This window comes from Flavobacterium zhairuonense, from assembly GCF_004352915.1.
Lineage (GTDB): Bacteria > Bacteroidota > Bacteroidia > Flavobacteriales > Flavobacteriaceae > Flavobacterium > Flavobacterium zhairuonense.
Window position 1 is genome coordinate 241259 of the sequence record NZ_SJSY01000070.1, and the last position, 15844, is coordinate 257102.

The following is a 15844-nucleotide window of genomic DNA, read 5'->3' on the forward strand; positions in this document are numbered from 1 at the left end:
GTTTTGCTCAAAATTATGCTAGACAAAGACAATACTATTGAAGTTCTTGGTGCAAGAGTTCATAATCTGAAAAATATCGATATTTCTATTCCGCGTGAAAAACTGGTTGTAATTACCGGTCTTTCAGGTTCGGGAAAATCTTCTTTGGCATTTGACACTATTTATGCCGAAGGTCAGCGTCGCTATGTTGAAACTTTTTCGGCTTATGCCAGACAATTCCTTGGTGGTTTAGAGCGTCCAGATGTTGATAAAATCGACGGGCTTTCTCCAGTAATTGCAATTGAACAAAAAACAACCAGCAAAAGTCCGCGTTCTACTGTTGGAACTATTACTGAAATTTACGATTTCTTAAGACTTTTATATGCCCGTGGAGCAGACGCATACAGTTATAATACGGGTGAAAAAATGGTTTCGTATTCTGATGAGCAAATCAAAGATTTGATTATTCAGGATTACAATGGAAAACGAATCAACATTTTGGCTCCAGTTATTAAAGCCAGAAAAGGACATTATGCTGAACTTTTCCAGCAAATTACAAAACAAGGATTCTTGAAAGTTCGCGTAAATGGCGAAGTTCAGGATTTAGTTTCCGGAATGAAACTAGACCGCTACAAAACTCATGATATTGAGATTATTGTGGATAGAATGGTGATTGAAGACAATCCTGAGACACAAAAAAGACTTTCAGAAAGCATTAATACAGCAATGCATCATGGCGAAGATGTTTTAATGATTTTAGATCAAGATTCAAATGAAGTTCGCTATTTCAGTAGAAATCTGATGTGTCCTACAACTGGAATATCCTATCAAAATCCTGAACCAAATTTATTCTCATTCAACTCTCCAAAAGGAGCTTGTCCGCATTGCAATGGATTGGGAACAGTTCATGAAATCAATGTGAAAAAGATTATTCCGAATCCGAAATTATCGATTAAAAGTGGCGGTTTTGCACCGCTTGGCGAATACAAATCTTCCTGGATTTTCAAGCAATTGGAAACCATTGGAGAAAAATTCGGCTTTAAAATAACCGATCCAATCGAGAAAATTCCAGAAGAAGCAATGCAAATGATTTTGTATGGCGGAAAAGATAAGTTTTCAATCAACTCAAAAGATCTTGGTGTAACCAGAGAATATAAAATTGATTTTGAAGGAATTTCTAATTTCATCAAAAACCAATATGACGAAAGTTCTTCAACAGCTTTAAAACGCTGGGCAAAAGATTTTATGGACGAAATTGATTGTCCAGTTTGCGAAGGATCACGCCTGAAAAAAGAAGCTCTATTTTTTAGAGTCAATGAAAAAAACATCACCGAATTGTGTGATATGGATATTTCAGATCTAACAGCTTGGTTTCAAGATTTAAATAGTCATTTGACAGACAAACAGCTTTTAATTGCTTCTGAAGTGGTGAAAGAAATCAAAGATCGTTTGAATTTCTTGATGAATGTTGGTTTGAATTATTTGGCTTTAAGCCGAAGCTCAAAATCGCTTTCTGGCGGTGAAGCACAACGTATTCGTTTGGCAACACAAATTGGCTCGCAATTGGTTGGCGTTTTATATATTTTGGACGAACCAAGTATTGGTTTACACCAAAGAGACAATGAAAAGCTAATTCAATCTTTGGAACAATTACGCGACATCGGAAACTCAGTTATTGTGGTTGAACACGATAAAGACATGATCGAAACTGCTGATTATGTAATTGATATTGGTCCAAAAGCGGGTAAATATGGTGGAGAAATCATCAGTATTGGGACACCGAAAGAAACTTTAGCTTCAGACACTATTACCGCTCAATATTTGAATGGCAAAATGAAATTTGACATTCCGAAGAAAAGAAGAAAAGGAAATGGCAAATTCTTAAAACTGACTGGAGCAACAGGAAATAACTTAAAAAATGTTTCTATTGAAATTCCATTAGGTCAATTAACCTGTGTTACAGGAGTTTCTGGAAGCGGAAAATCGACTTTGATTAACGAAACGCTTTACCCTATTTTAAATGCATATTATTTTAATGGCGTGAAAAAACCACAGCCTTATAAAAAAATAGAAGGTTTAGAACATATCGATAAAGTTATTGATATCGACCAAAGTCCGATTGGAAGAACACCGCGTTCAAATCCAGCAACATACACGGAGGTTTTTACTGAAATCAGAAATTTATTTACCATGACTTCTGAAAGTATGATTCGCGGTTACAAAGCGGGTCGTTTCAGTTTTAATGTAAAAGGCGGACGTTGCGAAACTTGTGAAGGATCTGGCGTTAGAACAATCGAAATGAACTTTTTGCCAGATGTTTACGTAGAATGCGAAACTTGCCAAGGAAAACGTTTCAATAGAGAAACATTGGAAATCAGATACAAGGGGAAATCAATATCGGATGTTTTGGATATGACGGTTGATGAAGCAGTTCCATTCTTTGAAAACATTCCGAAGATTCATAGAAAAATCAAAACCATTCAGGATGTTGGTTTGGGTTACATTACACTTGGTCAACAAAGCACAACACTTTCGGGTGGTGAAGCGCAACGTATAAAGCTAGCGGGAGAATTGTCTAAAAAAGATACTGGAAATACTTTTTATATTCTGGACGAACCTACAACCGGACTACACTTTGAAGATATTCGCGTTTTGATGGAAGTAATCAATAAATTGGTTGATAAAGGAAATACAATTCTAGTAATCGAACACAACATGGATGTTATCAAACTTGCAGATTATATTATTGATATTGGCCCAGAAGGCGGAAAAGGCGGTGGACAACTTGTTGCAAAAGGAACTCCAGAAGAAGTGGCGCAAAACAAAAAGAGTTATACAGCTAAGTTTTTGAAAAAGGAATTAGCGTAAAGACTATTTCTTGAAAAATGGATGGACCAAAATCTATTCACATCGAACGTCTGACGGATTTCAATCCGTCATTTTTTTGATAATTGCCTAAAAATAAAATTTTAAGTAATAACTAAACATTATCTCTGGATTACTTTTAGATTATAAACCTTCCTTTTTGTAACAATTCTAATAAAAAGTGTTAATTTAGCATCCGCCTTTTTTCAAAAATTTGAGCTTTAAACAAAAATATTTCAATTAAACCAATTGTTCAATTGAAACCAACTCTAGCCCTGATGGGAGCGGCATCTCCCGATTTAGAAAAACAAGGCTTTTGAGCCGTAGCTTTTTGTTTATCGGGAATATAGCGGACAGCAGGAATCAGCTCCTTCTTGTTACTATAAAAAATGACAGCTTTAAATAAAAATAATAAATTAAAATACCTAAAATGAGATTAGAAGATTTTGATAATGATGAAGATAAAGTAATCCAAGACAGTTTAAAACAAAAGACTTGGAATGAAATTAAATCCAATGACAGCTGGGCAATTTTTAAAATTATGTCTGAGTTTGTCAATGGTTATGAAAGCATGGGGCGTATTGGTCCTTGTGTTTCTATTTTTGGATCGGCAAGAACAAAACCAGATGATAAATACTATCAATTGGCTGAGAAAATTGCTTTTAAAATCAGTAAAGCTGGCTACGGCGTAATTACGGGAGGAGGCCCGGGAATTATGGAAGCTGGAAATAAAGGCGCACATTTAGGAGGCGGAACTTCTGTTGGTTTAAACATTGAATTGCCTTTTGAACAGCATTTTAACCCTTATATTGATCACGATAAAAACTTGAATTTCGATTATTTCTTTGTGAGAAAAGTAATGTTCGTTAAATATTCACAAGGTTTTGTGGTTATGCCAGGAGGTTTTGGAACTTTAGACGAAATGTTTGAAGCGATTACTTTAATCCAGACTAAGAAAATTGGAAAATTCCCGATTATATTGGTTGGAGTGGAATTCTGGTCGGGATTGATTGACTGGGTAAAAACGGTTTTGGTAGAAAAAATGCATACCGTTAGTCCAGAAGATTTGAACTTGTTTAAAGTAGTTGACACTGAAGACGAAGTTGTTGAAGCTTTAGATAAATTCTACAAGAAATACGATTTGAGTCCGAATTTCTAAAATATTTTTTTGCCACATAAATCAGTAAGCAATTTGAGTAATCGCTTTAATGCCAACTTATTTTGCTTATAATATGATTAAATTTTAAGAGCTGTTTTTTAAAACAGCTTTTTTTATGCTATTTTTACAAAAATCCAAAAGATCTTGATACACGTAACTTAAGATATAATTATACTATTTTTGCGCCACTACTTGAAATCATTATATAAAATTTTTATCCTGATTTTTGTTTTATTGAGCTCGGTAAAACAATATGCACAACATCAATCTAAGATGGAAGTGGCGGTTAATCTTGACCTTAAAACACTTAATGTTAGGCAAGACATTACGTACTATAATACTTCCAACGATTCTTTGGATGCAATTGTGCTGAATGATTGGAACAATGCTTTTTCTGATAAAAACACGCCATTAGCTCGACGTTTTTCAGATGAGTTTTATAGAGGTTTTCATGTTGCAAAACCTGAAGAAAGAGGAAATACGACTATTTTGAATCTTACTGATTCTGATGATTTAGCACTTGAATGGCAAAGAACAGATAAAAACCCTGATTTTATTATTATCAAACTAAACAAAAAACTGTATCCAGGCGAGAAAATTGATTTACATCTAATTTATATTTCAAAAATTCCAAGTGCAAAATTCACACATTACGGTTTTGACCAAAATGGAGGCATGATTTTAAAAAACTGGTTTTTGAGTCCTGCCCGATTTGAAAATCATTATTTTGTAAAAAACAATAATTTCAATCTTGACGATATTGCAAATGCTGTGGTCGATTATCAGGTTGAAATAAAACTTCCTGCAAATTATTTCATCAGTACTGATTTGGATTCGGTTTCAAAAGACGAGTCAAATTCTTCATTTACAAATTATGTTTTTTCTGGAAACAACAGGACTGATTTCAATGTTATGATTGAGAAACAAAACAGTTTCAGAAGCTATACAAATGGAGATTTGGAAATAGTTTCAGACTTGAAAACAAAGAAATTGAATGAAATTCAAAGAGCCATAATCATAAACAGAGTTGCTACTTTTGCAAATGAATTTATTGGGAAATATCCGCATTCAAAAATCTCAGTTTCACAGGCAGATTATGACCGAAATCCGTTTTACGGACTAAATCAGCTTCCTTCTTTCATCAGTCCGTTTTCAGACGAATTTATCTTCGAAATTACTTTTCTAAAAACCTATCTGAGCAATTATCTAAAAAACTCCCTAAAACTAGATCCGAGAAAAGACAATTGGATCTATGACGGAATTCAGATTTACACCATGATGAAATACATGGAAGAGCATCATTTGGATCAAAAAATGCTTGGAAGACTTTCGGATATGAAACTTTTTGACAGCTACAACATTACCAATTTGACTTTTAACGAGCAATACAGTTACTATTATATGCTGATGGCTCGAAAAAATCTAGATCAACCACTTGGAGATCCAAAAAATACACTCATCAAATTCAACGAACAGATTGCTAGTAAATACCGCGCAGGATTGAGCTTAAGCTACTTAGATGATTATTTGAATCATAATATTGTACCTGAAAGTGCGCAAGAGTTTTATGCCTTGAATAAAACACAACAAACAAACCGATATGATTTTGAAAAAATTCTTACCGAAAATAGTCCAAAAAAAATTGACTGGTTTTTTAGAACTATTATCGAATCACGCGATATTATAGATTATAAATTTACTGATGTTTCAAGAACAAAAGACAGCGTTCAATTTTCAGTAAAAAACAAAACAGGAGTTTTTGCTCCTATTCCGGTTTATGGAATCAAAAAAAATGAAGTTGTTTTTAAAGAATGGATTGAACCGAAAAATAATGATTCAGTTTATCATTTCAGCCGAAAAAATGCAGATAAAATCGTCTTGAATTACGATAACGAAGTTCCAGAATACAATCAGCGAAACAACTGGAAATCATTAAAAACAATTGCGATAACAAATCGTCCGATCAAATTCAATTTTGCAAAAGATTTAGAAGATCCGTACTATAATCAGATTTTATATATTCCGACTTTAACTTACAACTATTATGACGGTATAACGCCTGGAATTCGCTTTCATAATAAAACCATACTAGACAAACCGTTTTTGTTTGATATTAATCCAGCTTATTCAATCAAAGCGCAAACCATATCAGGTTCTTCGGCATTTTCTTGGAATCAATATTATCGAAATAGCACCCTTTATAATGTACGATATTCTATCAGCCAGAATTATTTTCATTATGCTCCAGATGCGACTTATTTGCGATTAAATCCAATGGTACAACTGCGCATTCGTGAAGAAAACTTCAGAGATAATAGAAAGCAACTTATTATGTTTCGCCAAGTAATTGTAAATCGTGAAGCAAGCGAATATATCACTGATAATTCAAAACCAAATTATTCAATTTTTAATGCCCGATACTCAAATACTAAAACTGAGCTTGTCGATCATTTCAGTTATATGAATGATATTCAGTTTTCTGGAGATTTTGGAAAACTGTCTGGAGAAGTTGAATATAGACGTTTATTTGAAAACAATCATAAACTAAATTTACGATTATACGCGGGAGCATTTTTATATAACACAACAAATTCAGATTATTTCAGTTTTGGTCTAGACAGGCCAACAGATTATTTATTTGATTATAACTTGTTTGGAAGATCCGAATCAACAGGATTTTTCAGCCAGCAGTTTGTATTGGCCGAGGGTGGATTTAAGTCGCAACTGCAACCTTCTTATGCCAATCAATGGATGACGACCTTAAACGCTAGCTACGCTATTTGGAACTGGGTTGAAGTGTACGGAGATATTGGATTTTTGAAGAATAAGCATGATGCAGCGTTTTTTGCATATGATAGTGGTATTCGTTTAAACTTGGTTCCAGATTATTTTGAACTCTATTTTCCAGTCTATTCGAACAATGGATGGGAAATTTCTCAAAGTAAATACAACGAAAAAATACGATTTGTGATAACTTTTTCTCCAAAAACATTAGTCAATCTTTTCACTAGAAAATGGTTTTAATTGAATAAATTTTAAACAAAATGTTGAATTATTTTTAAACAAATCGATTTTTTACTAAAAATTACATAAATAAAATACGTAGTTTTTTGATTTTAAATACAAATAATTAAATTATATTTATTTTAAAGAATTATGATTATTGATTGTTTTTAAGTAATTTCGCAGTCTCAACATGACCATTAAAGATTATGATAAAAGAAATGAACAATACTACATTGACATTTGAAGATTTCAAAACTGAGGTATTGAACGACTACAAAATTGCAGTAACTAGCCGTGAATGTAGTCTTTTAGGTCGTAAAGAAGTATTAACCGGAAAAGCCAAATTTGGGATATTTGGAGACGGAAAAGAAGTACCGCAACTTGCAATGGCAAAAGCCTTCAAAAACGGTGATTTTCGTTCTGGATACTACCGCGATCAAACTTTTATGATGGCGATTGGCGAACTAACTCCAAAACAATTTTTTGCTGGTTTATACGGTCACACCGATTTAGATTTTGATCCAATGTCTGCCGGAAGACAAATGGGCGGACACTTTGTAACGCACAGTTTAAACGAAGACGGTTCTTGGAAAGACTTAACAAAACAAAAAAATTCAAGTTCAGATATATCACCTACAGCAGGACAAATGCCGAGATTGCTAGGTTTAGCTCAAGCTTCTAAAATTTACAGAAATGTTGACGGAATTACCATCAAAGACAAATTTACTGTAAACGGAAACGAAGTAGCTTGGGGAACTATTGGCAACGCAAGTACATCTGAAGGTTTGTTTTTTGAAACCATAAATGCTGCTGGAGTTTTGCAAGTTCCAATGGTAATGAGTGTTTGGGATGATGAATACGGAATTTCGGTTCACGCCAAACATCAAACTACAAAAGAAAATATTTCTGAAATTCTAAAAGGATACCAACGCGACGAAGATTCTAAAGGTTACGATATTTTTAGAGTAAAAGGCTGGGATTATGCTGAACTGGTTTCAACATATGAAAGAGCTGGCAAGATCGCCCGCGAAGAACATATTCCGGTTTTGATTCACGTAAATGAGTTGACACAACCTCAAGGACACTCTACCTCTGGTTCGCACGAACGCTACAAAAGCGGAGAAAGATTAGCTTGGGAAAGAGATTTTGACTGTATTCGTCAAATGCGTTTATGGATGATTGCAATCAATATTGCATCGCCTGAAGAACTTTCTGAAATTGATTTCCAATTGAAAAATGAAGTATTACAAGCTAAAAAAGACGCTTGGAATTCATTTATCAATCCAATTATTGAAGAACAAAACAATCTTTTGGCTTTATTGGAACAAATTGCAGAAGCAAGCGTTAATCATAAAGACAGAATCAAAAAATACATTTCAGAATTAAAAGCGATTAAGGCACCTTTAAAAAAGGAATTGCTTGTTTATGCAAGAAAGATTCTTCGTTTTATTGAAGTTCCAAACAGCAAAGTAATTTTAAGAGCTTGGATTACTCGATTTTTAAATGAAACTCAGGAAAAATTCAGCAGTAATTTACATTCTGAATCAGATAAAAATGTTTTCTCAGTTCAAAAGGTACTTCCTGAATATGGAGAAAATGCTAAAGCTGATATCGACGGAAGAATGCTTTTGCGTGATAACTTTGATGCCTTATTTGCTAAATATCCTGAAACTTTAATTTTTGGTGAAGATGTTGGAAACATTGGTGACGTAAACCAAGGTCTAGAAGGCATGCAGGAAAAATACGGAGAACTTCGTGTTGCCGATGTCGGAATCCGTGAAGCAACAATCATTGGACAAGGAATCGGAATGGCTTTGAGAGGTTTGCGTCCAATTGCTGAAATTCAGTATTTAGATTATTTATTATACGCTATCCAAATCATGAGTGATGATTTGGCTACATTACAATACAGAACGGTTGGAAAACAGAAAGCACCATTAATCATTAGAACTCGTGGACACCGTTTAGAAGGAATCTGGCATTCTGGTTCTCCAATGGGAATGATTATCAATGCAATTCGCGGTATTCATGTTTTGGTTCCAAGAGACATGACTCAGGCGGCAGGATTCTACAATACACTTTTAGAATGTGATGAACCAGCTTTAGTAATTGAGTGTTTGAACGGTTACCGATTAAAAGAAAAAGCACCTATCAATTTTGGTGAATTCAAAACGCCAATTGGAGTTGTTGAAACCATGAAAGAAGGCCCAGATATCACTTTAGTTTCTTACGGATCAACTTTAAGACTGGTTCAGCAAGCTGCAACAGAATTATTAGATTTAGGAATTGATTGTGAGGTTATTGATATTCAATCTCTACTTCCTTTTGATGTGAACAAGGATATTGTAAAAAGTATTGCAAAAACAAATCGTTTGTTAGTAATTGATGAAGATGTTCCGGGAGGAGCTTCAGCATTTATTTTACAACAAATTCTGGAAGAACAAGACGCTTACAAATATCTTGACAGCAAACCGCAAACGCTTGCTGCAAAAGCCCACAGACCTGCTTACGGAACTGACGGTGATTATTTCTCTAAACCTTCGGCAGAAGATATTTTCGAGAAAGTGTACAGCATGATGAATGAAGTTAATCCTTCTAAATTTCCTAGTTTGTACTAAGATTTAGAATGTTTTAGATAAAAGAAAAGCTCCAAAATTTTGGAGCTTTTTTTGTTTTTTTTTGTCATCCTGAGGAACGAAGGATCACACTAGAAACTCCGCACAGAATGTCGCCAATCTTTGTGGAATCCCGCGTGTGATTTCTCCTTCGTCGAAATGACAAGATTGTCGATAAAGGTCGAAAAGAATTAAACAATTATTAATTTCAACTACAAACTATCAACCATCAACCATCAACTAATTAAATATCCTTCAACATCATTCTCGCCTTCTCTAAATCCTCTGCCGTATCAATCCCAATTCCAACATGTGTTATCTCAACCATTTTAATACGTTTTCCGAATTCCAAATAACGCAATTGCTCTAACTTCTCAGAAGCTTCTAAAGATTTCATTGGAAGGCTGTAAAAGTCTAATAAAGCCTGTTTTCTAAAAGCATAAATTCCGATGTGCTGAAAGTAACGAACTCCAACATTTTTCTCTCTAGGATAAGGAATTACAGATCTTGAAAAATACAATGCAAACTGCGATTGATCTACAACCACTTTCACATTGTTTGGATTATTGATTTCATCTTCCTCTATAATTTCACGCATTAACGAAGCCAAATCAATCTTTCTATCCGGATCATTCTTAAAAACAGATAAAACTTGTGCTAAAGGTTCTGCTTCAGTAAATGGTTCGTCTCCTTGCACATTCACAACGATATCAACATCTAGATTGGCCACAGCTTCAGCAATTCGATCGCTTCCTGATTCGTGTTCTTTGATACTCATAATGGCCTTTCCCCCATTAGAAACAATTTCATCAAAAATCAAATCAGAATCAGTTACTACAAAAACATCATCGAATAATTTTGTCGAAACAGCCGCTTCGTAGGTTCTTAGAATTACTGTTTTGCCTCCTAAATCCTGCATTAGTTTTGCAGGAAAACGTGTTGAAGCATATCTGGCTGGAATTACCGCTATTATTTTCATTCTTATATTTTACTGAGTTTAAAAAACTCAAAATTTAGTAATTTAATTTTCACTAGTTTTAAGTGTTTGCAAATATGCAAAAATTACTTTTAAATTTTCTGTTTTTCTATTTCTGTAAAGGATGAAAATCGTGTCCAAGAATTTTCTGTCTACTAGCAAACAATGCATTGATTATTATCAACAACTTTCTTATCTCACTTATTAAAACGAAAAATTAAACCGAAACTGTAACCCGAAGATAAGTTGCGGGAATTAATGTAGAATTTTTGTCATTACTTTGGTTTTGACTATTAACTAATCCCTCAAGTTTAGCATACAAATCCGAAGTTTTCCCATTTTGTTCTGCAGCTTCAAAAGCATTCATAGTTGGGCCATAGTACGTTTTTAATCGATTTAGCCACTCCGAAGGTGGAAATGTGGCCTTAAATGTAAAGGTATCTCTCTCAAAAGAAATATTTTCTTTAGGAACACCCGCATTTGTGAATCTTTCGATTACGTTATCCTCAATACCCCAAAGCATTGGGCTTACAAAACCCTCAGGAGGCGGTGGTGTAAATTCAGCACTAATTTTCAAGATTTGTGCAATCAACGTTGGATCTCCCGGTATCCAATTCCCCATAATAATTTTGCCTCCAGGTCGTGTGACACGAACCATTTCTTTAGCAACATCCAAAGGTTTTGGAGCGAACATTGCTCCAAAAATGCTCATTGTAACATCATAAGATTGATTTTTCAACTCATTCAAATCGGTTGCGTCGCCTTCTTGAAATACAATATTATCCAATCCTTCCTTTTTTGCTCGAAGATTGCCAGCTTCAACTAAATTTCTTGCTATATCAACACCTAAAACATTGGCTCCTAATTTTGCCGAAGGTATTGCGGTTGTACCATCTCCACAGCCGAGATCTAAAACATTAGTATTTTCTTTTATTCCAATTTTGGCAACCAATTCCGCACCGCTTTCTCTCATAGATTCTGCAACACGCGTAAAATCGCCTTTTTCCCATAATGCTTTGTTTGGATTCATCTTAATTTTATCAGTGATTATAGTGCTGATGCCGCACTTTTACTTAATTCGTAAACATCTTCTATCATCTTTTAAATTATCACCAGTTAATCACAAAAGGCATTTAAAAAACTACTTAAAAAGAAGACACAAACTAAACAATCAACTGACAAACAATTACTTACACAAAAATAAACAAATTTAGACGAAACATTTTACTATCTCAACAAATTTATTTTTTAAACAAATTGTGTAGATTATAACTTTTAGACCGTAATTACATAAATGGAAAAAGATTAGAAAACTTTGAGATGTTCTTTACCTATTTCCATATAAAACCAAATATATAATTGACAGCGCTTTCTAAAATATTTTTATAACATTTTCATTAAAGCATTGTTATTTAATTTCTTAGAATATTTTTATTTTTATGTAAAAAAACATGAAAAGAATCTTTACTTCTATCCTACTCTATTTCTTTTTAATTTTTACTTCCAATACTTTTTCTCAGAATAAAACCCTCAACGCATTTACAAATCGAATTTTTGATGGAAAAGGTTATCGACCATTGACTGATTTAAAATGGAAATTTAAAACAGATGGAAAAATCTTTTCCTCCCCAATTGTTAAAAACGGGGCAATTTACATAGGAAGTGAAGACGGTTTTTTATACTGCATCAATGAAAAATCAGGAAACACCAACTGGAAATTCAAAACCAATGGCGCAGTTCACAGCTCGGCTTGCATCAATAATAATATTGTTTATTTTGGAAGCTTTGACGGGTATTATTATGCTGTAAATGCAACAACCGGAAAAGAAATCTGGAAGTTTAAAACCAAAGGCGAACATTGGTACCAAGAAATTGGAATGTGGGGAATGAAACCAAACGACCTATTGATGAACGATTTATGGGATTTTTATTTATCATCGCCCGTTATTTACAAAGATAAAAATACATCTTTAGTGATTTTTGGAAGCAGTGATGGAAATATGTATGCTCTCGACTCAAAAAACGGCACTTTAAAATGGACTTTCAAAACCGATGAACCTATTCACAGTACTCCTGTTATCGAAAAAGAGAATTTGTATTTTGGAGGATGGGATGGAAATTTCTACGCCTTAAATTGCGAAACCGGAAAAGAGAAATGGCATTTTTCAACTGAAGTCAAAACTGGATTTAAAGGTATTCAGGCTTCTGCTGTTGTTGCAGATGGGTTGGTTTATTTTGGCGCCAGAGATCCTTTCTTGTTTGCGCTTGATGCAGAAACCGGAAAATTAGTTTGGAAATACAATGCCGAAAATTCCTGGATTTTAAGCTCGGCTGTTGTAAAAGACAATACAGTTTATATTGGAACTTCTGACACTTATGCATTATTGGCGCTTAACGCAAAAACCGGACAAGAAAAGTACCGATTTAAAGGAAACGGCTATATTTATTCTTCGCCAGCGATTTCAGGAAACACAGCTTATTTTGGTGATTTTAGTGGCAACTTTTTTTCTTTAAACTTGCTTTCCAACGGAAAAGAATCTGATTTTGTAAGTACTGAAAACAGAAAAAAATATGCTCCTGAAATTTTAAACAACAATCATCTCGATTTTACATACGCTTCCAAACAAGCCGATTTATCGGTTTATGCCGAAAACCAAAAAGTAATGGATGAGTTTTACAAATTAGGTCCAATTGTTTCATCGCCATTCATAAACAACAATACCATTTATTTTGGAAGCGCAGATGGTTATTTATATGCCTATAACTTAAAAAGACAATAAAGCTTACAATATTTTTACCGAAGTCATACTCAAAGAACCTGCTAATAATTTATCATTGAAAAGTTCCATTTCATCAGTTTTGTCTTTTAAACCCAAAGTATAAAGCAATGGCAAATAATGATCTGGAGTAGGAATCGCCAATTGAACGGCTTTATTCATTTTTTCGAAATCAATCAAAGGCTGAAAATTTCCGTCTAATAAATAATTATTAACTGTTTCTCTGGCTTCAATTGCCCAATCGTAACCATAATTGTCTTTATCAAAATTCCTAAAATCGACCATTCTAAGATTGTGTACAATATTCCCGCTTCCAATGATTAAAACACCTTTATAACGAAGCTGTTGAAGTTTCTGAGCCAATTCAAAATGATATTGACCAGATTTAGTATAATCAATACTTAGCTGAATTACCGGAACATCGGCATTTGGATATAAATGTTTGATTACGCTCCATGCTCCGTGATCCAAACCCCAATGTTCATCTAATTCGACCATAACGGGATCTAAGAGTTTTTTAGTTTCAACTGCTAATTCGGGACTCCCTTTTGCAGGATATTGCACATCAAAAAGTGCTTGCGGAAAACCTCCAAAATCATGAATGGTTCTCGGCATTTCCATCGAAGTTACTTTTGTTCCTTTGGTAAACCAATGCGCCGAAACACACAAAATAGCATTTGGCTGTGGCAATGTTTTTGCCAAATCACGAAAACCAGTCACAAACTGATTTTCTTCAATAGCGTTCATAGGGCTTCCGTGTCCTAAAAACAGAACCGGCATTTTATCTGTATTCGAAAACGTTGATGAAATCGAATGTAAGTCGTTTAGTGTTGTCATTGTAAAAGTATTTTAAATACTAATTTCACAAATTTCCACTAATCTATATTGTCTAAAAAAATTCGTGCTAATTCGTGAAATCAGTGTTTTATTCCTCAAAACTCTCGTCTTTAAATCCTATCAAATATAACTTATTTTTGGCACGTGTCATAGCTGTATAAAGCCATCTTACGTAGTCGCGATCAATTCCGTCCGGCAAATAAGGCTGTTCGATAAAAACAGTATTCCATTGCCCGCCTTGCGATTTGTGGCATGTGATTGCGTATGAGAATTTCACTTGTAATCCGTTGAAATATTCGTTTTCCTTAACCTTCTGAAATCTCTTGTATTTCGTTGGTTCGTCTTCATAATCTTTCATCACTTCTTCGTACAAACGATTCGATTCTTCATAAGTCAATGACGGCGATTCGCTTTTGATCGTATCTAAAATCAAAACTGTTTCAAAAGGAATTTGGTTTGGATAATCGACCATTCTGATTTTGACTTTCGCAAAAGTAAAACCGTATAATTCTTTGATTCCAAACATTTCCAAAACTTCAATAATATCTCCATTGGCAATAAAACCAGCCTCATCCGTTTCTTTTAGCCAGAAATAATTGTTCTTGACAACCATCAAAAAATCACCAACCGAAAGTTCGCTTTCCTTAAATAAAATTCGGCTTCTAATTTGTTCATTGTACTGATTTGCTCTTTTATTTGATCGCACAATAAAAGCAGTATCTTCAATACTATAATTGCTATAAGCTGTATTTATTGCATCTTGAATATCGTAACCATCTGTCAAACGAACGATATCTTTAAACTTTTTTACATTGAATCTGAATTCGGTTATAAAACTTTCTTTCAGCAATTCACGAAGTTCTGTGGCATTAAACAAAATCCCTGAATTTTCTTCTTGACGCATTACTTCGTCCAATTCAATATGTTCGATTTCTTTATCATAATGAACGCCTAAAGTCTGAATATCAAGTGCCGGACTAATATCTAAATTAACCGGAGGCAACTGCGCGGTATCTCCCAAAAGAATCATTTTGCAATTATTTCCAGAATATACATAATTGATCAAATCATCCAGAAGCGATCCGCTATCGAGCGTACTATCTGAAATCATAGAAGCCTCATCGACGATAAAAACGGTATTTTTATGTTTGTTGACTTGTTTGGTAAAAGCCACTCCACCTCCTGATGACTTTTTAGGAAAATATATTTTTTTATGAATGGTAAAAGCCGATGTATTTGAGTAATTCGAAATCACTTTTGCCGCGCGACCTGTTGGCGCAAGCAAAACAAATTTTTTATTGATTTCTCCAAGATTATTTACGATCGTTGAAATCACGGTTGTTTTTCCGGTTCCGGCATATCCTTTCAGCACAAAAATGGTGTCATTTTTAGGTTCGGTTAGGAAAATTGCGATTTTCTGAAAAAAAATATCTTGTTTGTATGTAGGTGCAAAAGGGAATCTTTTTTGTAAAACGCTGTAAAACAATGTTGAATTCATAAGGTAAAATTGGAATACAAAGTTCGTCTTTTTTAATGGCAAAATCAATTATAAACCATGTAAGTCATATAAGAAAATTTAAGCTCTCGCTTAAGTTCTTTACTTTATGGACTCATATAACTTATATGGTAA

General features: G+C 34.0%; 9 protein-coding genes. 5 read left to right on the forward strand and 4 right to left on the reverse strand.

The window, feature by feature from the left end:
* The first annotated feature begins 15 nt into the window (after positions 1-15).
* From uvrA to EYY60_RS08740, 4 genes are all read left to right on the forward strand, one after another.
* A complete protein-coding gene (gene uvrA / locus EYY60_RS08725; RefSeq protein WP_132988998.1) occupies positions 16-2847 on the forward strand; it encodes an excinuclease ABC subunit UvrA in 2832 nt (943 codons plus the stop codon).
* Positions 2848-3274: 427 nt separating this feature from the next.
* Positions 3275-4003: an LOG family protein gene (locus tag EYY60_RS08730; RefSeq protein ID WP_026730075.1), complete on the forward strand. Its 729-nt coding sequence runs from the start codon at positions 3275-3277 to the stop codon at positions 4001-4003.
* 273 nt (positions 4004-4276) lie between these two features.
* Complete coding sequence (locus EYY60_RS08735) at positions 4277-7027, forward strand: gluzincin family metallopeptidase (protein WP_132989031.1); 2751 nt, start codon at positions 4277-4279, stop codon at positions 7025-7027.
* Between the two features lie 188 nt (positions 7028-7215).
* Positions 7216-9627, forward strand: a complete 2412-nt coding sequence (locus EYY60_RS08740; protein WP_132988999.1) for an alpha-ketoacid dehydrogenase subunit alpha/beta — start codon at positions 7216-7218, stop codon at positions 9625-9627.
* Positions 9628-9868: 241 nt separating this feature from the next.
* Here EYY60_RS08740 and kdsB read toward each other — a convergent pair whose 3' ends face one another.
* Both kdsB and EYY60_RS08750 read right to left on the reverse strand, forming a co-directional pair.
* On the reverse strand, positions 9869-10603 hold the full coding sequence (gene kdsB, locus EYY60_RS08745; RefSeq protein ID WP_132989000.1) for a 3-deoxy-manno-octulosonate cytidylyltransferase: 735 nt from the start codon (positions 10601-10603) through the stop codon (positions 9869-9871).
* A gap of 214 nt (positions 10604-10817) precedes the next feature.
* Positions 10818-11630, reverse strand: coding sequence for a class I SAM-dependent methyltransferase (locus tag EYY60_RS08750; protein ID WP_132989001.1), 813 nt, complete (start codon positions 11628-11630; stop codon positions 10818-10820).
* 421 nt (positions 11631-12051) lie between these two features.
* Here EYY60_RS08750 and EYY60_RS08755 point away from each other — a divergent pair, with 421 nt between their 5' ends.
* Positions 12052-13380 carry an outer membrane protein assembly factor BamB family protein gene (locus EYY60_RS08755; protein ID WP_132989002.1) on the forward strand — a complete coding sequence of 443 codons (1329 nt, stop codon included), beginning with the start codon at positions 12052-12054 and terminating at the stop codon, positions 13378-13380.
* A 3-nt stretch (positions 13381-13383) separates the two neighbouring features.
* Here EYY60_RS08755 and ygiD read toward each other — a convergent pair whose 3' ends face one another.
* Both ygiD and EYY60_RS08765 read right to left on the reverse strand, forming a co-directional pair.
* Positions 13384-14214 carry a 4,5-DOPA-extradiol-dioxygenase gene (gene ygiD, locus EYY60_RS08760; RefSeq protein WP_132989003.1) on the reverse strand — a complete coding sequence of 277 codons (831 nt, stop codon included), beginning with the start codon at positions 14212-14214 and terminating at the stop codon, positions 13384-13386.
* Positions 14215-14302: 88 nt separating this feature from the next.
* Positions 14303-15712: an ATP-dependent DNA helicase gene (locus EYY60_RS08765; RefSeq protein WP_132989004.1), complete on the reverse strand. Its 1410-nt coding sequence runs from the start codon at positions 15710-15712 to the stop codon at positions 14303-14305.
* Between the last annotated feature and the right edge of the window lie 132 nt (positions 15713-15844).